Below are 21,621 nucleotides of genomic sequence, written 5' to 3'. Positions count from 1 at the left end.
CGACAAAAGACCGGGAAAGCTAATTTAGCACGCAAAAATTTTGCGCGTCAGGCACCAAACTGCGGTAGTCCCGCAAGCAGACGGTGCAACGTATCGAGGGTCGAGATATCGGCGATGCCGTCGACCCTTTCCTGGCGAAAATGCCGTTGGAAGGCGGCGACGGCGCCCTCGGTTTTTTCGCAGAATTCGCCAGTGACTTCAATGCCGTAACCATAGAGCGACAGCATGGACTGGATCGCCTCGACCGGTTGGCCGTGATCGCCGCGCTGAAAAAAGCGACCGCCGCCGATCGGCGCCGGCTCCACCCAGTGCCCGACGCCCTCGCGATGCAGGCGATCCCACGGAAATTTTTCACCCGGATCGACCTTGCGAATTGGCGCAATATCGCTGTGTGCGAGGACCCGTTCCGGGGCGATCGACCACCGTTCGCCACAGTCCCGACACAATTCGACGACCGCAGCGATCTGTTTTTCGGGAAAATCCGGTAGCCCGCCGGGGTGACCGGCGTTGGCGATCTCGATGCCGATCGAGCAGGAATTGATGTCCGTCTCGCCCTTCCAGAAGCTTTTGCCCGCATGCCAGGCCCGCAGCGTCTCCGGCACGAGCTGGTCGACGCGACCGTCCTCGTGGACGAAATAGTGGCTCGAAACCTGGCTTTCCTGGCGGCACAGCCATTCGAGCGCAGATTTCGCCGTCGGCATCCCAGTGTAGTGAAGCACGATCATATCGGGCACCCGCGCATCCGCACGGTCGCCGAAGTTGGGCGACGGCATGAAACGTGCACCCGAGTAGTCGCAGTATTTCGACGTCATGCGGCGCGGCGTTCTCTCTCGATCGCCTCATAGGCGGCGTTCAGCGCGGCCATGCGGTCATTGGCGATCGCATGGAACTCTTGCGGCACGCCACGCGCAACCAGCATGTCCGGATGGTTCTCGGACACCAGCACGCGGTAGTGCCTGCGGATCTTAGCAAAGTCGTCCTTGGGCGAAACGCCGAGCACCTGATAGGGATCGCGGCCGTCGCTGTGCACGTGGCGCGCCATGATCCGTTCGAAATGCGCTTCGTCCATGTGGAAGATCTCGGCGACCCGCATCAGGAAGGCCAGTTCCTTTTCATGCACCGCGCCGTCGGACTTGGCGATGTGGAACAACCCGTCGATGATGTCTTCCAGGATCGGGCAATTGCTCTCGCAGGACGAGCAGAGCGACGCCATCTTCTCGGCATAGGCTTCGAAACCGGCGACGTCCTGGCGCGCGAGGTTATAGAGACGGGCAACATTCTGGGCCTGATCGGCGGGAAACTCGAAGATATCGCGAAAGGCCGAGACCTCCGCCTCGGTCACGACGCCGTCGGCCTTCGCCATCTTGGCCGAAAGCGCGATCATCGCCACGGAGAAAGCCACCTTGCGCCGGGTTTCCGGGTCGCCTTCGAACAGTGTGCGCACGGCCTCGACCACACCGGCAAGTGCGTTGCCGGTGGCGGTGACGATTTTGAGGAGGCTATCCCAGAATGACATGCACGATTTTCCTGTCTCTCCAGCCTATAGCATGGACTATTGTGGTGGCAAATTGCAAGCGGTGGCCTGCGGCGAACCACGGGAATGACGAATTTGTGATGGCCCCTCACTATTGTCAATCCGTTGCGGTAACGTTGCGCCAGCGCGAGGGTTCCCACCTGTTCCCTGGGGAACAGGTCAGCACCTTCGGGAAGAGGCTCAACCCCCTGCCCCACAGCGGGTTGGCGCCGAGCCTGCCTCTTGCCGCCGCGGTTTGCGCGGCATCATGTCCACGGTCGTTTTCGAGACCGAGGCGACAAAACCCAAGCACTTGCCGACCGGACATCCACAGACCTGTCATTTAACTTCCATCGGATTTACGCTAGAGAGGCCCCACCAATTGCATGCCGAATCCCGAGGAGGAAACATGGCCAAGAAGAAAGTCGCAATGCTGACGGCCGGCGGGCTGGCGCCTTGCCTGTCATCCGCCGTTGGTGGCCTGATCGAACGCTACACCGACATCGCGCCCGACTACGAGCTGGTGGCCTACCGCTCCGGCTACCAGGGCGTGCTGCTTGGCGACCGCATCGAGATCACCAGGGACATGCGCGAAAATGCGCATATCCTGCACCGCCACGGCGGCTCACCGATCGGCAACAGCCGCGTCAAGCTCACCAACGCTGCCGACTGCGTCAAGCGCGGCCTGGTCAAGGAGGGTGAAAACCCGCTGCGCGTCGCTGCCGAGCGCCTCGCCTCCGACGGCATCGGCATCCTGCACACGATCGGTGGCGACGACACCAACACCACCGCCGCCGACCTTGCCGCCTATCTCGGCGCCAATGGCTACGACCTGACGGTCGTCGGCCTGCCGAAGACGGTCGACAACGACGTGGTGCCGATCCGCCAGTCACTCGGCGCCTGGACGGCCGCCGAACATGGCGCCCGCTTCTTCGATCATGTCAGCAACGAACAGAGCGCTGCCCCGCGCACGCTCGTCGTCCATGAAGTCATGGGCCGTCACTGCGGCTGGCTGACGGCGGCAACCGCCCGCTCCTATGTCCAGATGACTGAGGACAAGCAGTTCGTCGACGGCTTCATGATGAACAAGCAGCTGAAGAACATCGACGGCCTCTACCTGCCCGAGATCAAGTTCGACCTCGAGGCCGAGGCCGAGCGGCTGCGCGCCGTCATGAACCACTCGGGCTTCGTCACGCTGTTCGTCAGCGAAGGCGCCTGCCTCGACGCGATCGTCGCTGAGCGGGAAGCTGCCGGCGAAACCGTCAAGCGCGACGCCTTCGGCCACGTGAAGATCGACACCATCAATGTCGGCAACTGGTTCTCCAAGCAGTTCGCGGCCCTTCTCGGCGCCGAGCGGTCGATGGTGCAGAAGTCGGGCTACTACGCCCGCTCCGCGCCGGCAAACGTCGACGATCTCCGCCTGATCCAGAGCATGGTCGACCTGGCGGTCGAAAGCGCGCTTAACAAGGTCTCCGGCGTCACCGGCCACGACGAGGATCAGGGCGGCAAGCTGCGCACCATCGAGTTCCCGCGCATCAAGGGCGGCAAGCACTTCGACACCTCGACGAAGTGGTTCGGCAACGTCATGGATGTCATTGGCCAGAAGTGGCAGGCGGAAGACTGATCAGAGATCTCTGATTAACAGTTGACGGCTCCGCGCCTTGGTGGCTCCCTCCCGAGATCAGTCTCGGAAAGCCCTCAAGCGCGGAGCCTTTTTCATGTCGTTCGAACACTGGTTTGCCTTTGCCGCTGCCTCTGCAGTGCTGCTCGCCATTCCCAGCCCGACCATATTGCTCGTCATTTCCTATGCGCTCGGCCATGGCCGCAAGACGGCGGGCGCGACGGTTGCCGGCGTGGCGCTCGGTGATTTCACCGCCATGACCGCATCGATGCTCGGGCTCGGCGCACTGCTCGCCACCTCCGCTGCGGTCTTCACCGTGTTGAAATGGGTGGGGACCGCCTATCTCGTCTGGCTCGGCATCCAGCTCTGGCGGGCACCGGTTGCCGGAAGCGAAGGTACCGGTGAGCATGCGCCCGCCAAGGAACGGCCGCTGCGCATCTTTTTCCATGCCTATGCCGTCACCGCACTCAACCCGAAGAGCATCGTCTTCTTCGTCGCCTTCCTGCCGCAGTTCCTCGATCTGTCGCAGCCGCTCTTTACCCAGATGGCGATTTTCGAGGTAACGTTCCTGACGCTCGCCATCCTCAACGCAAGCCTCTATGCAGCGCTTGCGACCGCCGCCAAAAGCACGATTTCGAAGCCGAATATCAGGCGGATCGTCAACCGCACGGGCGGCTCGCTGCTCATCGGCGCCGGGCTTCTGACGGCAACCATGAAGCGGGCGTCGGCCTGAAATTCGCTCGTGCGCTTGCTGCGCGACGCCCCATGGGTTAATGGAGATTCACGCATGGCGGCTAATCGCCGTTGATTTGCCGGGGCTGCGGGGCCCAGAAGCACGAAAGTGACAGCATGCCGAAATTCCGTATTTCCCTTTCAAAACAGACGTTTGGCGTGGCAGCTATTCTGTCGGCGACACTCGTCTCCGGGTGCTCGACTGTCGAGCATACCTCGGTGGAAGAGCTTACGGCCGTGCAGACGGTCACCCCGCTTGCAAAACCCGGCACCGAAATGACGGCCTATGCCCTTCCGACACCGGATGGCGCGGCAACCGCGGCATCCGCTGCCCTGTCGGCACAAACGGCCGGCATGGCAACCACCTTTCCCGTCGGCACTGATCTCGCGCAGGCCGCCGGTCCGGCACCGACGGTCGTCGCCGTTCCCGGCGGCAAGCCGGGCGCAGCGCAGGCCGTCGCCATGGCGACGCCGGTAGCAGCTTCTGCCAATGCCGCTGTCCTGCCGGAAAGCGCATCCGCCCTCGTCTCGCCGAAGACGAGCCGCGTCCAGGATCTTCCCGTTTCGACGCTTGCCGTTGCTGCCGCGATGGAATCGGACTTCGACACCGGCGAGCCCGTCGGCCTCGAAACGCTCGTCGCCAACCGCATGATCGTGCCCACCGAAAAGCCGAAGATGGGCGTGATCGGTTCGAGCGTCGCCGCCGTTGCCAGCGTCATTCCCGATTCGATGAAGCTGACCAAGGCGCCGACCAGCTCGCGCCCGGAACTCGACAAGCTCATCAAGCATTACGCCGACCTCAACGGCATTCCCGTCGAGCTCGTGCACCGCGTCGTCAAGCGCGAGAGCAACTACAACCCGCGCGCCTACAGCAAGGGCAATTACGGTCTGATGCAGATCCGCTACAACACCGCCAAGGGGCTCGGCTACGAAGGCCCGGCCGAAGGCCTGTTCGATGCGGAAACCAACCTGATGTATGCGACCAAGTACCTGCACGGCGCCTGGATGGTTGCCGACAACAAGCACGACGGCGCGGTCAAGCTCTATGCCAGCGGCTATTACTACCACGCCAAGCGCAAGGGCCTGCTCGAAGAACTCGGCATGAAATAACGACGCCGGATCGTTTTGGTGAACGTTTCAGGAGGCGCTCAATCGAGCGCCTCTATTATTTTGGCGTTGAGCTGCTGCACGTCGTAACCACCGCGTGACGGCGTCAGCCCCAGGCGCACGACCGCAAGGCGAAGCGAAGGCACCAGCAAGATCGCCTGCCCGTCATGCCCGAGCATCCAGAAGGCATCGGCAGGAAAGACGCCTGTGCCGGCGCGAACCCCATTCTCCTGCAGCCACACCTGGCCCGCGCCATATTCGCCGCCGGATGCCTTGGTCGGCGTCCGCATGAAAGCGACATAATCCCTAGGCAACAGCCCCCTACCCTTCCAGTTGCCGTCCTGAAGCAGGAATTGCGCAAAACGCGCCCAGTCGCGCGCCGTTGCATACATGTAGGACGATCCGACAAAGGTGCCGCTGGCATCGGTCTCGAGCACCGCACTCGTCATCCCGAGCGGCAGGAACAGGGCATCGCGCGGATAGGCAAGCGCTGCGGCGGGGTCGTCGAAGCTTTGCATCCAGAGCCGCGACAACAGCGTGCTCGTGCCGCTGGAATAGCTGAAGGTCGAGCCCGGCTTCGATGTCGCCGGCTTGGCTGCGGCGAAGCCCGCCATGTCCCTTTCGAGATAGAGCATGCGCGTTACATCGCTGACATTGCCGTAGCCCTCGTTGAACTCGAGGCCGCTCTCCATTCCCATGAGGTCGGCAAGCCTGATCTTGGCGCGCGCGTCGCCGCTCCATTCCGGCAGCAGGCCGGCGCGCGTCACGTCCATGTGCCCTTCGGCGACGCGCATGCCGATCAGCGCTGATGTCACCGATTTGGTCATCGACCAGCCGAGAAGCGGCGTCGAGCGATTAAAGCCCGCGCCGTAGGTCTCGGCAATCAGATGTCCGTCGCGCACCACCGAGATCGCGCGCATGCCAGGACCGGCAAGGTTGCCATCCTCGATCAATGCCTGAACGGCCGGATCGATATCCGCCTTGTCGCCGTCCGGCCAGGAGACATCGGCCGATCGGGCGATGTCAGGCGTCGACGGCTCCACCGCTGGAGCCAGGGCAGCGAGATCGTCGTCGGAAACGTTGGCGCAGCCGAGCCCTGGGCGATAGACCGCATGGGCCGGGGCGGCAAAGCCGAAGATGCGGGCAGACACCAGCCGCTTCTCCCGGTCGACCGAGACGCTGATGAATTTCAACAACGGATGGCCCGGCGCCTGGACGTCGTCGGCAAGCACCGCCTGCCCGTCACGCCCGGCGATGAAGACATTCGAGCAGACGATCTTGGCGGCGTAGCCATCGCCGACCTTCAGCAGCCCCGGCGGCGCCACGGCCAGCCACCCACCGACGCAGGCAATGGCCACGACAACCGCAGCCCCGACAGTTTTCAATACGCGTGCCATCGCATTCTCCCGTTTGACGCGAGAGAGAGAAGCAGCATTTGAACGAAAGGAAAAGCCCTTGCCTTTATGCGAGCCGACGGGCGTCTTCGCCGTCCCTATCGCGCAACAGGGCTGAGAGGTCGCGCGCGGGCAATGCCGGGGATATCCATGGCCCCCAGGCTTCTACAGCGCCTGCGGTGCGGGCGCAGTCCATTTCGCTTTCCCTGGCGATGCCGCGCACCGCCATCGGCAGCCGCAGCACCTGCCCTGTCTTGACGAGGCAGGCGAGCAGCGCGACGCTGCGCTCGCTGCCATGCGACCTGCGGATCGCCGGCAAATCCACAGTCAGTTGGTCCGGCTTAAGCTCCCCGACAAGGTTGAGCGGCAGCGAGGCAGCAGCGCCACCGCTCAGCGCGATGCGCACGCCGAGCGCACGCAGACCGTGCAGATTTTCACTGATCAGCCCCATATCGCCGGTCGAGGACGCTTCTGCCACCTCGATCGTCAGCCGGCCGGGCGCCAGTCCCGCCTCGTCCAGGCACGCCTTGATATGGCCGAGGAAATCGCGATCCCGCAGTTGCAGCGCGAGGGGTGCCACCGTCAGGCCGACCGGCGATGGCCAGCTCGCCGCCTGCCTGCAGGCCTGCCGAAGGGCCCAGTTGCCGACCGAGAGTGCCAGTGCTCCCTGTTCGAGCGGCTCAACAAAAGCCTCCATGTCGATGACGCCGCGGACCGGGTGCAGCCAGCGCAGCAATGCTTCGAAGCCGCGGATGGCGCCGCTCGCTGCACCGGCGATCGGCATGTATTCCAGAAAGAATTCCCGCTGGGCGACCGCGCGGGCAAGGTCGCGCTCGGCCTCGGCGCGCATTTCCGCGGCTCGCGCAAGGTGCGGCGCGTGGATGACATGGCTGTTACCGCGCATTTCCTTGGCTTCGTAGAGCGCCAGGTCCGCCCGCTTCAACACGGAGCCGGTCGACAGGTCGCCTGGTTCCAGGAACGTAACGCCGATGCTGCAGCCGGATGCCACTTGGCCGTCCGAAAGATCGAACGGCGCGTCGAACAGCGCCTTCACCCGGCCGGCAAGCGCCGCGACCTCGGCATCCGACGGAGAACCCGGACCAAGCAGCACGAATTCGTCGCCACCGAGCCGATAGACCGTCGCCTCGCCGGAAAACGCCCGCCGCAGCCGAGTGCCGATGCCGCTCAGCAACCGGTCACCGGCATCATGGCCCATCGTGTCGTTGACCGCCTTGAACCGGTCGAGGTCGATGAGCAGCAGCGGCCTGCGCTCGAATGCCGTGCCATCGGAGCGAAGCGCGCGAAGCACATCGGCCTCCAGCGCCGAGCGGTTTTCAAGCCCGGTCAACCGGTCGCGGTGAACCTCGTTGCGCAGCCGCCGCTCGGCGCGGCGCGCGGCGCGCAACTCGCGCTCCAGCCGTCGTGAATAGGACCAGCGGTAGAAAGAGGCACCGGCGACGAAGGGCATGACGCCCGCCGCAAGTGCTCCGGAAAAATTCCAATGTGTAAAGGATCCATCCGTGAACAACGTTTCCGTGGTCAGCCAGATCGCTGGAAACAGTGCCCCCAGTGCCGTGCCGGCAGCTGCAAATCGCTGCTCGGGCTTCGGCAGAAACGTTCTTAACATCATGTCGACGCCCCCCGAATATAGGGAGGAGCTAGCACGCCAGGGTTTAATGAATTCTTATGGGTGAAAAATCGTAGTCGGCATTTTTTGTGCGGCGCAGCAGCTGTGAAAAAACCCGTCATCAAAGTGTAGCCGAGTCACTTTAGAAGCGGCTAAGTTTCAACTGGATGAGCGGCAGAGATGACCGAACTTGCCCCTGACGTCGGCTTTGGCAGAAAAAATCCCAAGCTAAAAAACGCCCTCCTGCAACACAAGACCCTTTCGCTTGCCGGCCTGTCCGAGCGCCTGTTTGGCCTGCTCTTCTCCGGCCTCGTCTATCCGCAGATCTGGGAAGACCCAATCGTCGACATGGAAGCAATGCAGCTTCGCCCTGGACACCGCATCGTCACCATCGGTTCCGGCGGCTGCAACATGCTGACCTACCTGTCCGCCGGCCCTGGTCGCATCGACGTGGTCGATCTCAATCCGCACCACATCGCGCTCAACCGGCTGAAGCTTGCCGCCTTCCGCCATCTGCCTGCTCACAAGGACGTTATCCGGTTCCTGGCAACGCAGGGCACGCCATCGAACGTGCAGGCCTTCGACCTGTTCATCGCCCCGAAGGTCGATCAGGCCACCCGCAGCTACTGGAACGGCCGCAGCGTCACCGGGCGCCGGCGCATCGGCGTCTTCGGCCGCAACATCTATCGCACCGGCCTGCTTGGCCGCTTCATCGCCGCAAGCCACATCCTGGCGCGACTGCATGGCGTCAATCCGGAAGAGTTCGTCCAGGCCAGCTCCATGCGCGAGCAGCGCCAGTTCTTCGACACGCGACTGGCGCCGCTGTTCGAGCGCCCGTTCATTCGCTGGATCACCAGCCAGAAGAGCTCGCTGTTCGGCCTCGGCATCCCGCCGCAGCAGTTCGACGAGCTGGCGAGCCTGAGCAACGACAAGTCGCTTGCCTCCGTGCTTCGCCACCGCCTGGAAAAGCTGACCTGTCATTTCCCGCTCAAGGAAAACTACTTCGCCTGGCAGGCCTTCGCACGCCGCTATCCCCTGCCGCACGAAGGCGAGCTTCCGGCCTACCTGCATGCCGGCAACTACGAGACGGTCCGCGATCGTGCCGAATGCGTCGAGGTCCACCACGCCAATTTCACCGAGCTTCTGGCGAAGAAGCCGGCAGGATCGGTCGACCGCTACGTGCTGCTCGACGCCCAGGACTGGATGAACGACCAGCAGTTGAACGATCTCTGGACCGAGATCACCCGCACCGCAGACGCAGCCGCTACAGTGATCTTCCGCACGGCCGCTGAAGAGAGCATCCTTCCCGGCCGCCTCTCCACGGCTTTGATGGAGCAGTGGCACTATGATGCCGAGACATCGCTGAAGCTCGGCAACGCCGATCGCTCGGCCATCTATGGCGGCTTCCACATCTACCGGAAGAAAGCATGAGCGGGGTGGAGCACGCCGAGATCAGCCACCAGCGGCGCATGGACCAAATGTATCGCTATCAAAGGCACGTCTACGATCTGACGCGGAAGTATTATCTCTTCGGCCGCGACACGCTGATCCGCGAGCTGAACGCGGGCGCGGGCGCCTCCGTGCTCGAAGTCGGGTGCGGCACGGGGCGCAACCTCGCGCTCATCGGAACGTGCTTTCCCAAGGCCCGGCTCTTCGGCCTCGACATCTCCGCGGAGATGCTGGCCTCGGCGGAAACCAAGCTCAGCCGCCGCGGCAGTTCGGCGGCCACGCTGCGCATCGCCGACGCCACCAGCTTCCAGCCCCAGCTTTTCGGCGAAACCGGTTTCGACCGGATTGTCATCTCCTACTCCCTGTCAATGATACCGGACTGGCAGGGCGCGATCGAAGCGGCGATCGACGCGCTGAACCCCGGCGGCTCGCTGCATATTGCCGATTTCGGCCAGCAGGAGCGGCTGCCGGCAAGCTTCCGCCGCCTGCTGCGCGGCTGGCTGACGCGCTTCCATGTGACCCCGCGCGAAACACTGTTCGAGGTGCTGGGAGAGCGGGCAAGACGCGACGGCGCACAGCTCGAGCGCCGGGCCATCGGCCGGGGTTATGCCTGGCTTGCGGTCTACCACCGCCCGGCCGTAACAGCGGCGTCAGTGACAAATCCGGCCGCTGCACGGCTTGGCGACCGAAGTGCTGCCGCAATTCCCGCTTGAGCTAACTCAATTTTTACGATGATATGGTGAAAATGAGGTTCACGCCTCACTGGGGGACATCACCATCATGAAAGCCATCGTGTGAGGCAGGATCGTCGTTCGTTTCGAAACAGGACCTCCATGCGCCGGCTTCTTCTGGCACTGCTGCCCATTGCCACTCTCCTTTCCGCCTGTTCGTCGACCGACTACGATCTGTTGCAGACCGCATCGATCCCGCCGCGCTTCAGCGATACCGACCCGCAGGATTTCGGTGGCCGCACGCCGCACCACCACAACATCCACGGCATCGACATCTCCAAATGGAACGGCGATATCGACTGGATGAAGGTGAAGAATTCCGGCGTCTCGTTCGCCTTCATCAAGGCGACGGAAGGCAAGGACAGGGTGGATACGCGCTTCAACGAATATTGGCAGCGCGCTCGCGCCGCCGGCATTCCCTATGCGCCCTATCACTTCTACTATTTCTGCTCGACCGCGGATGCCCAGGCCAACTGGTTCATCGCCAATGTGCCGAAGAGCGCCGTCTACCTGCCACCGGTCCTCGACGTCGAGTGGAACGGCGAATCCAAGACCTGCCGCCACCGCCCATCGCCGGACGAGGTCCGCGTCGAGATGAAGCGCTTCATGGACCGGCTGGAGGCCCATTACGGCAAGCGGCCGATCATCTATACCTCTGTGGATTTCCACCGCGACAATCTCGTCGACCAGTTCAAGGAGCACCACTTCTGGGTTCGCTCCGTCGCCAAGCATCCGGGCGAAGTCTATGTCGAGCGCCGCTGGGCATTCTGGCAATATACCAGCACCGGCGTGATACCGGGCATTGACGGCACCACCGATATCAACGTCTTTGCCGGCTCGGCCAAGAACTGGAAGAATTGGGTCGCCGCCGTTTCCAAGCCGGGATGACGACAGCCACGGTTCTGTGCAGAAGCGCGGCAAACCGACCCATTTTCTTCTTTCCGTCATAATGCTCTGAGAGAGCAGCAGCAGATTGCATCTTTGGTACATTGACCGCCAGCGGCGGCGCTTCGCGCCCTGCGGCGACAGAAAGGAATTATGATGATCCTCAAAGCCCGGCATGCTCTTGCATCCGTCGCGCTCCTCGCGCTGACAGCCTCCCCCGTTCTCGCGCAAGCGCCGGCATGCGGCGGCGATCTTGGCGCCTTCCTGCAAGGCGTCAAGGCGGAGGCGGTCGCCAAGGGCGTTCCGGCCGACGTCGTCGACCGTGCGCTCGCCGGTGCCGCCATCGACCAGAAAGTGCTGAGCCGCGACCGCGCCCAGGGCGTGTTCAAGCAGACCTTCACCGAATTCTCCAAACGCACCGTCAGCAAGTCGCGGCTCGATATCGGCGCGCAGAAGATGAAGGAATATGCCGACGTCTTCGCCCGTGCCGAAAAGGAATACGGCGTGCCGGCCCCCGTCATCACCGCCTTCTGGGCGATGGAGACGGACTTCGGCGCCGTTCAGGGCGACTTTAACACCCGCAATGCGCTGGTGACCCTTGCCCATGACTGCCGCCGGCCGGAAATGTTCCGCCCGCAGCTCATCGCCGCCATCGAGATGGTTCAGCACGGCGACCTCGACCCGGCAACGACGACAGGCGCCTGGGCCGGCGAAATCGGCCAGGTGCAGATGCTGCCCGAAGATATCATCGCCTATGGCGTCGATGGCGATGGCGACGGCCACGTCAATCTCAAGAAGAGCTCGCCGGACGCAATCCTGACCGCCGCAAAGTTCATCCAGAGCCTTGGCTTCAAGGCCGGCCAGCCGGCGATCCAGGAAGTCAGCGTTCCCGAGCAGTTGCCTTGGGAAAAGACCGGCCTGCAGCCGGGCATGAAGGCGAGCGACTGGTTCGCGCTCGGCGTCAAGCCGCGCAACGGTGACACCGCCTTCGGCAATCTCGAAGCCTCTCTGGTGCTGCCGCAGGGCCGCAAGGGCGTCGCCTTCCTCACCTACCCCAACTTCAACGTCTATCTCGAGTGGAACCAGTCGTTCATCTACACGACTTCGGCTGCCTATTTCGCGACCCGCCTTGGCGGCGCCCCGACCTATGAGGGCGGCAATCCGGAACCGGGCCTCGACGACACCGGCATGAAGGCGCTGCAGGCCAAGCTGCAGACCCTTGGCCACGACGTCGGCAAGGTCGACGGCATCCTCGGCTCGGGCACCCGCGCAGCATTGCAGAAGGAACAGCTGCGTCTCGGCCGTCCCGCCGACGGCTGGGCAACCCTGGAACTGCTGAACTCGCTGTAAACGCGATCTTCCGGCCGGATTTTGGCCGGGCGACCATTCGTCTGTCCGCTTCGATCGAAACCGGCCGAAGTGGACAGACGTTCTCCCTTATCGAACGATCCTACATCGCCGCGCGTCTTATTGGACGCGCAAAGGTCGCTGTCGCACTTTGAATTGCTGCATGTCTTTGTCCTTAAATCGAATAGGATTTAAGGAAACATGCAGTAGACATCGATGCTTGGCGCTTTCGCGCACCGCGGATGGCAAGAAGTGGGTGGTGCACTTCAACGCGCCGCGCTAGATCTGTGTGACGCCTTTTCATGCAGCCTTTCAGACGCCGGAGGCATGCAGCGGAGAAAGCGCCCAATTCGATTGCGCATCCCGACTGGTCGATTTGACCGACAGCGGCCGCGCAGAAAGCGCGAGCAGACCCATGAACGCACTAGGACAGACCGGCAGCCAGCAGATGACGATGCGGACCTGGGCGCTTCTCGCCCTGCTTGGGCTCATCTGGGGCGGATCGTTCTTCTTTGCCCGTGTCGCCGTCGCGCACGTGCCGCCGTTCACCCTGGTGTTCCTGAGGCTCGGCCTCGCCGCCCTGGCGCTGCATCTCTACATCCGCAGGCGTTTCGGCATCTATCAGGCGCTCGCCAGCCGCTGGCGCGAATTCCTGCTGATGGGCCTGATCAACAACGCCATCCCACATGCCTTCATCTTTCTCGGGCAAACCCAGATCGGCGCCGGCTTGGCGGCGATCCTGAATGCAACCACGCCGGTCTGGACCGTGATCATCGCCAACATGGCGACCGACGACGAGAAACTCAGCTCCGCCAAGATCGGCGGCTGTTTGCTCGGCCTCGCCGGCACCATCGTGCTCATCGGGCCAAGCGCCATCGCCGGGCTTTTCGGCAACGCCAGCAGCGTGCCGCTCTGGGCGCTGATGCTGCCGGTGCTTGCCGCCGTCAGCTATGGCCTGGCGGCAACCTATGGCAAGCGCTTTCGCGGCCTTGCCCCGCCGGTCACCGCGGCCGGCCAGTTGACCGCCTCGACGCTGATGATGCTGCCGGTCGCAGCCCTCGTCGATACGCCCTGGGCCCTGCCGATGCCGCCGCTTGACGCGACGCTTGCCATCCTGGCGCTGGCGCTCGTCTCCACCGCCTATGGCTACATCCTGTTCTTCCGCATCATGGGCGAAGCCGGCGCCACCAACGCCTCGCTGGTCACGCTTCTCGTCCCGCCAAGCGCAATCCTGCTCGGCTATCTCTTTCTGGGTGAGACGCTGCAGCCAGCGGATGTGGGCGGTATGGCGCTGATTGCCGCCGGCCTTGCCGTTTTGGACGGCAGGATCTTGCGGATGAAGCGCGCCGCATAAGAGGAATCGAACAAGCCGGATACGGCAGAAAGCGTGCCCTTTAGAAGCACTCACGCACGGTTACAAGCGTTTACATTAACCTTCCGGCAGTGATTGTGAAAAAAATGTGGCGGCATAAAATGCGATTTAATTTCAAAACATTAGCCCTGTTGACAAGGCAATTGTGATCACGCGTTTTCGCACTGCAGCACAAGTTTCCCTTTCAAGCGCCGTTAATTCGCCCTATGTTTTAACCGTCAGCGCAAGGAGGGTCTTCGATGGGACTTACACATTCGTTGAATGTCCTCATGATTAGTGCAGCGTTCGTATTCGTGGCCACAATGCTCTTCATCTGAAGTCAGGCCGCTGAGAGTCCAAACCGAAATAGGGACTTTACTTTTCCGGAAATCCAATTTGCGGCAGAAATTTTTGGGCTAGATCGACAAGAGCAATCTGCCCCGACGCTGCAGGAAAAAAGAAAGCGCATGAAGGACACCTTCATGCGCTTTCGCTTTTTCGGATTGTTTTGCGTTCTACGCCGCCGCACCGGCAAACGCCTTCAGCGAGATATCCTCGCCCCGCGACGCCTCGTCCGCACGCTCGAACCCGACGAGATCGCAGACGGCCGTGATCAGCGGCGAACGGTTCATCGTATAGAGGTGGAAGTCCCTGACGCCGCGGCGGGCAAGATCGACGATCTGCTCGGCAGCAATATGCGTCGCCTCCTTGAAGCGCTCGGCCGGCTGGCCTTCCAGATGCGAAAGGCGGGTGACGATCACCTCCGGCACGCTGGCGCCGCAAAGACCGGCGAACTTCTGCACCTGACCGAGATTGTTGATCGGCAGGATGCCGGGCACGATCGGGATCTCGATGCCGGCCCGGCGGACGCGCTCGAGGTAGCGCTCGAAATCGTCGTTGTCGAAGAAGAACTGGGTAAGCGCCCGCGTCGCGCCCGCATCCACCTTGCGCTTCAGCATGTCGATGTCAGCCGCCACATCAGGGCTTTCCGGGTGCTTTTCCGGATAGGACGACACAGAGATTTCGACGTCACCACGATCGCGAAGCGCCCGCACGAGGTCGGAGCTGCTCTCGTAACCACCGGGAAAGGGCTGATAGGTGCTGCCGATGCCGCCCTGCGGATCGCCGCGCAATGCGACGAAGTGCCGAACGCCGAAAGCGAGAAATTCGTCGATAACAGTGTCCACCTCGGCCTTCGGCGCGCCGACGCAGGTCAGGTGCGCGGCCGTGTTGGCAAAGCCCTTCTCCTCGATCATCCGTCTGACTGTTGTCAGAGACCGCGCCTTGGTCGAACCGCCGGCCCCATAGGTGACAGTGACGAAGGCGGGACAAAAGACCGAGAGATCTTCCGCAGTCTGAAAGAGCTGTGCTTCCATCTCGTCGGTCTTGGGGGGGAAATATTCGAAGGAAAGCCGCAGATTGCCGCGCTCGGCGGGATAAAGCGTCTGTGCCGTCATTCTCAAATTCCCCCTGCTTGCATGCGCTGATGTGGCGCTTCGCTCTCCTCGACGGCCCGCTGATCGCGCGCAAGCCAGATCGTCACCGTCAGTTTTCCTCCGTCCGTGCCTTCCGGCGACAGATCGGTCGTCTTTTCCAGGGCGAGCCCGGCCTTTGCCAGCCAGTCGGTCATCGCCTGATGCGAGAAGCCAAGCCGCGCATGGGCATGCTCGTCGCGTAAGTGCTCCAGCCCGTGCGGCGCAAAATCGATGATCACCAACCGCCCGCCTGGCGTCAGCATGCGTGCCGCCTCGGCGATCGCCGCTTCCGGCTGATCGAGGAAATGCAGCACCTGGTGGATGGTGACGAGATCGAAGAACTGGCCATCAAGCGGCAAGTTGAAGATATCGCCGTGGCGGATCGACGCCTTGGTGATGCCGGCGCGGTCGAGATTGGAGCGGGCAACGGCCAGCATGTCGCGACTGGCATCGATGCCGATGCCGCGCCGATAGAGCCCTTCGAACAGTTGCAGGATGCGCCCTGTGCCGGTGCCAAGATCCAGCAGGCTCTCGACCGGCTCGTCGCCAACCATGTCGCGCAGTGCCGTCTCCACATCCCGCTCGCTGACATGCAGGCGCCGAAGCTCGTCCCAGCCGGCCGCGTTGCGGCTGAAATAGGCCTGCGCCTTTTCGGCCCGCGCTTTCTTCAAGGTGACGAGCCGGGATGCATCGCGCGACAGAACTGCGTCGTCGCCGGTGGCGGATGCAAGCATCGCCCTGACCAGCGACACGCGGGCGCCCTCCTGGCGAAGGCGGAAATAGGCCCAGGCGCCTTCCTGATAGCGGTCGACGAGTTCGACCTCGGCCAGGAGCTTCAGGTGCCTCGAAATGCGGGGCTGCGATTGTCCGAGAATTTCGGTAAGATCAGTGACGGTGAGATCCCCAGCGGCAAGCAGCGCGAGAAGGCGCATGCGGGTCGGCTCACCCGCAGCCTTCAGCACATCCACCAGCGCGTCGAGACCAAGCTCTCTCTGATCCGCCATATCATTCCCCATCAACACATAAAGATATGTTTATGTGATTTGCGGATGTAGCGCAAGCGGATTTGCGCGAAGAGACCAAACTATGCCGCTCCAGGAACAGGATTTTCCACCGTTTCGACACGCAAACGGGCGAAGCTTGCGCTCCGCCCGTTGACGATGCCTTTGCGGCGTGGCGTGCCACTGACCCTGCCCTGCGCTCTCCGCCTCGCGGCCCGCTCCCGCCCTTGACCGCGGATGCCCACAGTCTCAACGCAGCGCAATGTGGACGACGCATCCAAAGAAGCGGTTTCAACGAGAGGGCCAGCGGCAAGGGTCACGCACCGCAGCGTCCATGACGCATTCTATGGAATGGTTGGCGGGAGAGCGTATCGCCCGAACCAGCCATCGGTTCGGGATACGACATATGCAAGCAGGCGGCTGAGACTGGCGCGAAACGAGACGGGGCAGGATGCCGCAACGTCAAAGCTGTGGCATGCCTTCTCCCTTAAATCGTTTCCGAGCCAGGGCTGAAAGCACGTCACCCAAAGGTGCGCTGCGGTTTTGCGATAACGAAATGTGCAAAACCAGAGCTTACGGCGCAGCAAGCGAATCCTGGAAATCGCTACGCTTTGAGCGGGGCGCACGTCGCGCAAGCCGAGGCTCACGCGACGTGCCAGAGTGTTAGCGCGTCAGGCGCTTGTAGGTGACGCGCTTCGGGTTGACCGAATCCGGGCCGAGGCGACGGATCTTGTCCTTCTCGTAGTCTTCGAAGTTGCCTTCGAACCATTCGACCTGGCTGTCTCCTTCGAAGGAGAGGATGTGGGTCGCCAGACGGTCGAGGAACATGCGATCGTGGCTGATGATAACGGCGCAACCGGCGAAGTTTTCCAGCGCGATTTCAAGTGCCGCCAGCGTCTCGGTGTCGAGGTCGTTGGTCGGTTCGTCGAGCAGCAGCACGTTGCCGCCGTTCTTCAGCATCTTGGCGAGGTGAACGCGGTTGCGCTGACCACCCGAAAGATTGCCGACCTTCTGCTGCTGGTCGCCGCCCTTGAAGTTGAAGGTCGAGCAATAGGCGCGCGAGTTCATCTCGTATTTGCCGAGCTTGATGACTTCGGCACCACCGGAGATTTCTTCCCAGACGGTCTTGTTGCCGTCGAGCGCGTCGCGGCTCTGGTCGACATAGCCGAGGTGCACGGTTTCGCCGATACGGATCGAGCCGCTGTCGGGCTGTTCCTGGCCGGTGATCATGCGGAAGAGCGTCGTCTTACCGGCACCGTTCGGGCCGATGATGCCGACGATGCCGCCCGGCGGCAGCTTCAGCGACAGGCCGTCGATGAGTAGGCGGTCGCCGTACCCCTTGGTGACGCCGTCCATTTCAATGACCACCTGGCCGAGACGCTCGCCGACCGGGATGATGATCTGCGCGTCGCCCGGACGCTGGTTTTCAGCGGCGTTGACCAGTTCGTCGTAGGAGCGGATACGCGCCTTGGACTTGGCCTGACGGGCCTTCGGGCTGGATGCGATCCATTCCTGCTCGCGGGCGATCGCCTTCTGGCGGGAAGCCTCTTCGCGGCCTTCCTGCTGCATGCGCTTGGCCTTGGCGATGAGGTAGGCCGAATAGTTGCCCTCGTAGGGAATGCTGCGGCCGCGGTCGAGTTCGAGGATCCAGCCGGTGACGTTGTCGAGGAAGTAGCGGTCGTGGGTGATCATCAGCACGGCGCCGGGATATTCGCGCAGGTGCTTTTCGAGCCAGGCGATCGTCTCGGCGTCGAGGTGGTTGGTCGGTTCGTCGAGCAGCAGCAGGTCCGGCTGCGACAGAAGCAGCTTGCAGAGCGCAATACGGCGCTTTTCACCGCCCGAAAGACTTGTGACGTCTGCATCACCCGGCGGGCAGCGCAGCGCTTCCATGGCCATTTCGACCTGGCTCTCGAGATCCCACAGGTTCTGGCTGTCGATGATGTCCTGAAGCTTTGCGCCCTCTTCCGCCGTCTCGTCGGAATAGTTCATCATCAGCTCGTTGTAGCGCTCGACGATCGCCGTCTTGGCGGCAACGCCTTCCATGGCGTTTTCGAGCACGGTCTTGGTCGGGTCGAGCTGCGGCTCCTGCGGCAGGTAGCCGATGGTCGCACCTTCGGCGATCCAGGCCTCGCCGGTATATTCCTTGTCGAGGCCGGCCATGATGCGCAGCACCGTCGACTTACCGGCACCATTCGGGCCGAGGATACCGATCTTCGCGTCCGGATAGAACGACAGATGAACGTTCTCCAGGACCTTCTTCGCGCCATAGGCCTTATTGAGCCCGGCCATATGATAGATGAACTGACGTGCCATAAAAGAATGCTCCGCATGGGAAGGAAATTTGCCCGCTATGTAGGCGAATTAGTGCAAAGGGGCAATCGCCAAAGGCGTTTGCCCCCGCCTATCCCATGCCGGAGCGCCTTGTCAGCCGCTATCCGCGGCCTGCCGCGTCAGCAATGCCCTTGGCACATTTGAACTCCGTCGGCCCCGCCGCCTGGATCAGCGGCGCGAGGCTGGATTTGCCCGAAACGTCTCCCGTCAAGCCGATCGTCAGGCCGGTGATGACGCTGCGTCCCGCGACCGTCTGGCAGCGCATGCGCACCCGGTCGCCGGCCCCTGCGCCGAAGCTCTGGTCGAAAGCCTGCTTGATCGCCTTCTCATCGAGTTCCGAGCCGATACGCGCCCGAAAGAGCGCGCCGACGGCGGACCGGTTGAGCTCGTCGAGCATATGCAGTTGCGTGGCGAAATAGTCGTCGACCGGTGCCGTCTGGCAGGTGCCGCTGCGCAACCATTGGTGACGATCGAGGCCGGATTGAACGCCCGGCATGGCGACCAGCAGCCGCGCCGCCGTATCATCGGCCATGGCGAGCTTCGGCAGATCGAGCCAGTCGCCCTTGCGGTCCTGGGTGCGCATCTCGGCCGCCACCCCGCAATAGCTCTTGCGCAAGGGCCAGAGCCCGTGCAGCGACAGGTTCGTGGCATCGAAACGTTCGGCCGTCTGGTTGGCGCATTCCTTGCGTTGCGGCCGCGTCTCGCAGAAGCCCGGCTGCCAGCTGACGGCAAGCACATATTCCGTGCGGCCCGAGGCGCCTTCCGCCGCGGCATCAACCTTCTCTTGCGCCAAGGCAAACGAGGATGGAGCAAGCAGCATTGCCAGCGCCATCGCAACAATTGTCATTGGACTTGATACCGCTTTACTCCAACATGCCATGACACTCTCCCGATAAAACAAAACGGGAACAAATATCGCTCAAAACGGGAAAATTGCAACTGTTAATTACAGGTCCGCGAAATCGCTTGTGACCTCATGCGTAACGATCAACAAGCAGCGATTGCCTTTCCCCTGTAAATCGATTTGATATCGGCAGAGTCTGACGATTGGTCCGGGAGAAGGCATGTTCGGGCAGGTGAGGACGCATCAGAGCCCGACAGGCGCTATCTTGAACTGGCGCCATTTTCCGGCAGCTGCCGACGCGCGTGGCATTCTTCTTGTCAGCCATGGCCTTGCCGAACATTCCGGCCGCTATGCCCGTTTTGCCGAGGCGATGGCCGGCCACGGCTTTCACGTCTATGCCCACGACCATCGCGGACATGGCGCGACGCGCGCGCCGGATGCGCCGCTGGCCATGTTCTCGAACAGCTCAGGTCTCGACAAGGTGTTTGCCGACATCAGGGCCATGCGCACGCTCGCCACCGCCGCCCATCCGGGCGGCCTGCCGGTCATCCTCTTCGGTCACTCGATGGGCGGGCTGATCGCGCTCAACGCCGCCGAGACCGATCCAGGTCTCTACGATGCACTCGCCGTCTGGAACTCGAATTTCCGCCCTGGTATCGCCGGGCGCGGCGGCCAGTTGATCCTGAAGATCGAAAAGGCGCTCAAGGGCTCGGATGTGCCGAGCCCGCTGTTGTCGAAGCTCACTTTTGGCGCCTGGGGTCAGGCGATCAAGGATCGCAAGACCGATTCCGACTGGCTGTCGCGCGACGAGGCGGAGGTGGCCAAATATATCGCCGATCCGCTGAGCGGCTTCGACGCGACGGTGTCGCTCTGGCTGGATCTGATGCGGCTCGCCTTTGCCGGCGCACGGGCCGACCGGCTGGCGCGCCTGCCCGCCGGCCTGCCTGTTCATCTCGTCGGCGGCAGCGCCGATCCCTCGACCGAAAACGGCGGTGCCGTCCGCTGGCTCGGCGAGCGCATGAAGGCGCGCGGAATGACGGATGTATCGGTAACGATCCATGAGGGCATGCGCCACGAGACGCTCAACGAAATCGGCCGTGAGAAGGCAACAGCGGAGTTTGCGGCCTGGTGCCAATCGGCCGTCGGCAAATCTTCTGTCGGCCATTCTGTTGCCGCCAAGGCTGTGGCCGGCAAGAGGACCTGACCCGACATCATCATGGCAGACATGTCCCTCCCCAAGACCTCCAACGCCAATGACCGCATCTCCTTCGGCCTGACGCTGATGGTCCTTTCGGTGCTGTTGTCGCCGCTGATCGACATCTTCGCCAAGCTCGCGATCTCGACAGTACCGTCGGCACAGATCACCGCCGTGCGCTTCATCCTGCAGGTCGTCTTCATCCTGCCGATCGTGCTCGTGCGCGGCAGCCTGTTCGACCTCACCTGGCGCAAGACCGGGCTGCACGCGCTGCGCGGCGGCCTGCTTGTCGTCACCATGCTGTCCTTCATCACCACGCTGAAGGTAATGGAGGTGGCCGACGCCATCGCCATCTTCTTCGTCGAGCCGATCATCCTCACCATCCTCGGCAGCATCTTCCTCAAGGAGACGATCGGCTGGCGGCGCTACACCGCCTGTGCCGTCGGTTTCCTCGGCGCGCTCCTTGTCATCCAGCCAAGCATGCAGGAGGTGGGCCTGATCGCGCTGCTGCCGATCGTCGCCGCCTTCGGCCTGGCGGTGTTCCTGCTGGTGACGCGCATGGTGGCGCAGAATGAGGACCCGTGGTCGATGCAGTTCCATGCCGGCATCTGGGGCGGTCTCTTCTGTCTCGTACTGCTCTGGCTCGGCGAAGGCAGCGGATCTGGTATCTTCGACCCGGTCTGGCCCGAGGGCAACACCTGGTTCTATCTGCTCGGCGTCGGCGTCACCGCCACTATCTCCGGCGTGCTTGGGGTCTATGCCTATCGCTCCGCCCCCGCCTCGGTGCTGGCGCCGCTGCAATATCTCGAAATCGTCTCGGCGACGATCTTCGGCTGGCTCGTCTTCGGCGACCTGCCCGACGCGCTGAAATGGCTGGGCATTTCCATCATCATCGGCTCCGGCCTCTACATCATCTGGCGGGAACGCCGGGTCGACAAGACCGCGAGCATCGCTCCGGTTTCGCCGGCGATCTGAAAACAAGTGATCTGAAAACAAAAGAATGACTATCGGGAGGAAA

The 21,621-nt window shown here is 62.7% G+C and carries 18 protein-coding genes; 10 read left to right on the top strand and 8 right to left on the bottom strand.

Annotation, left to right across the window (positions count from 1 at the left end; translation table 11 throughout):
- Positions 1-47: 47 nt before the first annotated feature.
- Both ASD02_RS13300 and ASD02_RS13295 read right to left on the bottom strand, forming a co-directional pair.
- On the bottom strand, positions 48-812 hold the full coding sequence (locus ASD02_RS13300) for an N-acetylmuramoyl-L-alanine amidase (RefSeq protein WP_025427739.1): 765 nt from the start codon (positions 810-812) through the stop codon (positions 48-50).
- Positions 809-1,516 (bottom strand): DnaJ family molecular chaperone, encoded by a 708-nt coding sequence (locus ASD02_RS13295; RefSeq protein WP_057220764.1) that lies wholly within the window; start codon positions 1,514-1,516, stop codon positions 809-811. The genes ASD02_RS13300 and ASD02_RS13295 overlap by 4 nt, the downstream gene beginning before the upstream one ends.
- A gap of 406 nt (positions 1,517-1,922) precedes the next feature.
- Between ASD02_RS13295 and ASD02_RS13290 the strand changes: the two genes are divergently transcribed.
- From ASD02_RS13290 to ASD02_RS13280, 3 genes are all read left to right on the top strand, one after another.
- Positions 1,923-3,137: a pyrophosphate--fructose-6-phosphate 1-phosphotransferase gene (locus ASD02_RS13290; protein WP_025427741.1), complete on the top strand. Its 1,215-nt coding sequence runs from the start codon at positions 1,923-1,925 to the stop codon at positions 3,135-3,137.
- Positions 3,138-3,231: 94 nt separating this feature from the next.
- Complete coding sequence (locus ASD02_RS13285; RefSeq protein WP_057220763.1) at positions 3,232-3,867, top strand: LysE family translocator; 636 nt, start codon at positions 3,232-3,234, stop codon at positions 3,865-3,867.
- A 116-nt stretch (positions 3,868-3,983) separates the two neighbouring features.
- Complete coding sequence (locus ASD02_RS13280; RefSeq protein WP_057211119.1) at positions 3,984-4,976, top strand: lytic transglycosylase domain-containing protein; 993 nt, start codon at positions 3,984-3,986, stop codon at positions 4,974-4,976.
- Between the two features lie 38 nt (positions 4,977-5,014).
- On the opposite strand, the gene ASD02_RS13275 is transcribed toward ASD02_RS13280, so the two are convergent.
- On the bottom strand, positions 5,015-6,370 hold the full coding sequence (locus ASD02_RS13275) for a serine hydrolase (RefSeq protein ID WP_057211116.1): 1,356 nt from the start codon (positions 6,368-6,370) through the stop codon (positions 5,015-5,017).
- Between the two features lie 64 nt (positions 6,371-6,434).
- Positions 6,435-7,997, bottom strand: coding sequence for an EAL domain-containing protein (locus tag ASD02_RS13270; RefSeq protein WP_057220762.1), 1,563 nt, complete (start codon positions 7,995-7,997; stop codon positions 6,435-6,437).
- A gap of 177 nt (positions 7,998-8,174) precedes the next feature.
- Between ASD02_RS13270 and ASD02_RS13265 the strand changes: the two genes are divergently transcribed.
- From ASD02_RS13265 to ASD02_RS13245, 5 genes are all read left to right on the top strand, one after another.
- Positions 8,175-9,425 carry a DUF3419 family protein gene (locus tag ASD02_RS13265; protein WP_025427745.1) on the top strand — a complete coding sequence of 417 codons (1,251 nt, stop codon included), beginning with the start codon at positions 8,175-8,177 and terminating at the stop codon, positions 9,423-9,425.
- Positions 9,422-10,156, top strand: coding sequence for a class I SAM-dependent methyltransferase (locus tag ASD02_RS13260; protein ID WP_025427746.1), 735 nt, complete (start codon positions 9,422-9,424; stop codon positions 10,154-10,156). Before ASD02_RS13265 ends, ASD02_RS13260 begins: the two co-directional genes overlap by 4 nt.
- A 120-nt stretch (positions 10,157-10,276) precedes the next feature.
- On the top strand, positions 10,277-11,062 hold the full coding sequence (locus ASD02_RS13255) for a glycoside hydrolase family 25 protein (RefSeq protein ID WP_025427747.1): 786 nt from the start codon (positions 10,277-10,279) through the stop codon (positions 11,060-11,062).
- Between the two features lie 153 nt (positions 11,063-11,215).
- Positions 11,216-12,409 carry a lytic murein transglycosylase gene (locus ASD02_RS13250; protein ID WP_057220832.1) on the top strand — a complete coding sequence of 398 codons (1,194 nt, stop codon included), beginning with the start codon at positions 11,216-11,218 and terminating at the stop codon, positions 12,407-12,409.
- A gap of 412 nt (positions 12,410-12,821) precedes the next feature.
- Positions 12,822-13,760, top strand: a complete 939-nt coding sequence (locus ASD02_RS13245; protein ID WP_025427749.1) for a DMT family transporter — start codon at positions 12,822-12,824, stop codon at positions 13,758-13,760.
- Positions 13,761-14,272: 512 nt separating this feature from the next.
- On the opposite strand, the gene metF is transcribed toward ASD02_RS13245, so the two are convergent.
- From metF to ASD02_RS13225, 4 genes are all read right to left on the bottom strand, one after another.
- Positions 14,273-15,214 carry a methylenetetrahydrofolate reductase [NAD(P)H] gene (metF, locus tag ASD02_RS13240; protein ID WP_057220761.1) on the bottom strand — a complete coding sequence of 314 codons (942 nt, stop codon included), beginning with the start codon at positions 15,212-15,214 and terminating at the stop codon, positions 14,273-14,275.
- A 2-nt stretch (positions 15,215-15,216) separates the two neighbouring features.
- Positions 15,217-16,236 (bottom strand): metalloregulator ArsR/SmtB family transcription factor, encoded by a 1,020-nt coding sequence (locus ASD02_RS13235; RefSeq protein ID WP_057211113.1) that lies wholly within the window; start codon positions 16,234-16,236, stop codon positions 15,217-15,219.
- Positions 16,237-16,896: 660 nt separating this feature from the next.
- Entirely contained in the window at positions 16,897-18,546 is a 1,650-nt protein-coding gene (gene ettA, locus ASD02_RS13230) for an energy-dependent translational throttle protein EttA (RefSeq protein WP_025427752.1), read from the bottom strand.
- Positions 18,547-18,664: 118 nt separating this feature from the next.
- Positions 18,665-19,411: a ribonuclease gene (locus tag ASD02_RS13225; protein WP_082555541.1), complete on the bottom strand. Its 747-nt coding sequence runs from the start codon at positions 19,409-19,411 to the stop codon at positions 18,665-18,667.
- A 217-nt stretch (positions 19,412-19,628) separates the two neighbouring features.
- On the opposite strand from ASD02_RS13225, the gene ASD02_RS13220 reads away from it, so the two are divergent.
- Positions 19,629-20,612 carry an alpha/beta hydrolase gene (locus tag ASD02_RS13220; RefSeq protein WP_057220759.1) on the top strand — a complete coding sequence of 328 codons (984 nt, stop codon included), beginning with the start codon at positions 19,629-19,631 and terminating at the stop codon, positions 20,610-20,612.
- A 12-nt stretch (positions 20,613-20,624) separates the two neighbouring features.
- The gene (locus ASD02_RS13215; protein ID WP_025427755.1) at positions 20,625-21,578 is read left to right on the top strand and encodes a DMT family transporter; all 954 of its coding nucleotides are present in this window, start codon (positions 20,625-20,627) and stop codon (positions 21,576-21,578) included.
- Positions 21,579-21,621: the final 43 nt, after the last annotated feature.

Origin of the sequence: Ensifer sp. Root1252 (assembly GCF_001425885.1) — a bacterium.
GTDB classification, from domain to species: Bacteria; Pseudomonadota; Alphaproteobacteria; order Rhizobiales; family Rhizobiaceae; genus Ensifer; species Ensifer canadensis.
Note: the sequence above shows the minus strand (reverse complement) of the source record. Positions and strands in the feature narration are given on the sequence as shown.

What these genes read in the sequence shown, in the direction of transcription:
- ASD02_RS13275 (WP_057211116.1), bottom strand. Translation starts at nt 6,370, where the DNA reads ATGGCACGCGTATTGAAAACTGTCGGGGCTGCGGTTGTCGTGGCCATT.
- ASD02_RS13250 (WP_057220832.1), top strand. Translation starts at nt 11,216, where the DNA reads ATGATCCTCAAAGCCCGGCATGCTCTTGCATCCGTCGCGCTCCTCGCG.
- ASD02_RS13255 (WP_025427747.1), top strand. Translation starts at nt 10,277, where the DNA reads ATGCGCCGGCTTCTTCTGGCACTGCTGCCCATTGCCACTCTCCTTTCC.
- ettA (WP_025427752.1), bottom strand. Translation starts at nt 18,546, where the DNA reads ATGGCACGTCAGTTCATCTATCATATGGCCGGGCTCAATAAGGCCTAT.
- metF (WP_057220761.1), bottom strand. Translation starts at nt 15,214, where the DNA reads ATGACGGCACAGACGCTTTATCCCGCCGAGCGCGGCAATCTGCGGCTT.
- ASD02_RS13295 (WP_057220764.1), bottom strand. Translation starts at nt 1,516, where the DNA reads ATGTCATTCTGGGATAGCCTCCTCAAAATCGTCACCGCCACCGGCAAC.
- ASD02_RS13225 (WP_082555541.1), bottom strand. Translation starts at nt 19,411, where the DNA reads ATGACAATTGTTGCGATGGCGCTGGCAATGCTGCTTGCTCCATCCTCG.
- ASD02_RS13265 (WP_025427745.1), top strand. Translation starts at nt 8,175, where the DNA reads ATGACCGAACTTGCCCCTGACGTCGGCTTTGGCAGAAAAAATCCCAAG.
- ASD02_RS13270 (WP_057220762.1), bottom strand. Translation starts at nt 7,997, where the DNA reads ATGATGTTAAGAACGTTTCTGCCGAAGCCCGAGCAGCGATTTGCAGCT.
- ASD02_RS13245 (WP_025427749.1), top strand. Translation starts at nt 12,822, where the DNA reads ATGAACGCACTAGGACAGACCGGCAGCCAGCAGATGACGATGCGGACC.
- ASD02_RS13300 (WP_025427739.1), bottom strand. Translation starts at nt 812, where the DNA reads ATGACGTCGAAATACTGCGACTACTCGGGTGCACGTTTCATGCCGTCG.
- ASD02_RS13215 (WP_025427755.1), top strand. Translation starts at nt 20,625, where the DNA reads ATGGCAGACATGTCCCTCCCCAAGACCTCCAACGCCAATGACCGCATC.
- ASD02_RS13260 (WP_025427746.1), top strand. Translation starts at nt 9,422, where the DNA reads ATGAGCGGGGTGGAGCACGCCGAGATCAGCCACCAGCGGCGCATGGAC.
- ASD02_RS13280 (WP_057211119.1), top strand. Translation starts at nt 3,984, where the DNA reads ATGCCGAAATTCCGTATTTCCCTTTCAAAACAGACGTTTGGCGTGGCA.
- ASD02_RS13290 (WP_025427741.1), top strand. Translation starts at nt 1,923, where the DNA reads ATGGCCAAGAAGAAAGTCGCAATGCTGACGGCCGGCGGGCTGGCGCCT.
- ASD02_RS13220 (WP_057220759.1), top strand. Translation starts at nt 19,629, where the DNA reads ATGTTCGGGCAGGTGAGGACGCATCAGAGCCCGACAGGCGCTATCTTG.
- ASD02_RS13285 (WP_057220763.1), top strand. Translation starts at nt 3,232, where the DNA reads ATGTCGTTCGAACACTGGTTTGCCTTTGCCGCTGCCTCTGCAGTGCTG.
- ASD02_RS13235 (WP_057211113.1), bottom strand. Translation starts at nt 16,236, where the DNA reads ATGGCGGATCAGAGAGAGCTTGGTCTCGACGCGCTGGTGGATGTGCTG.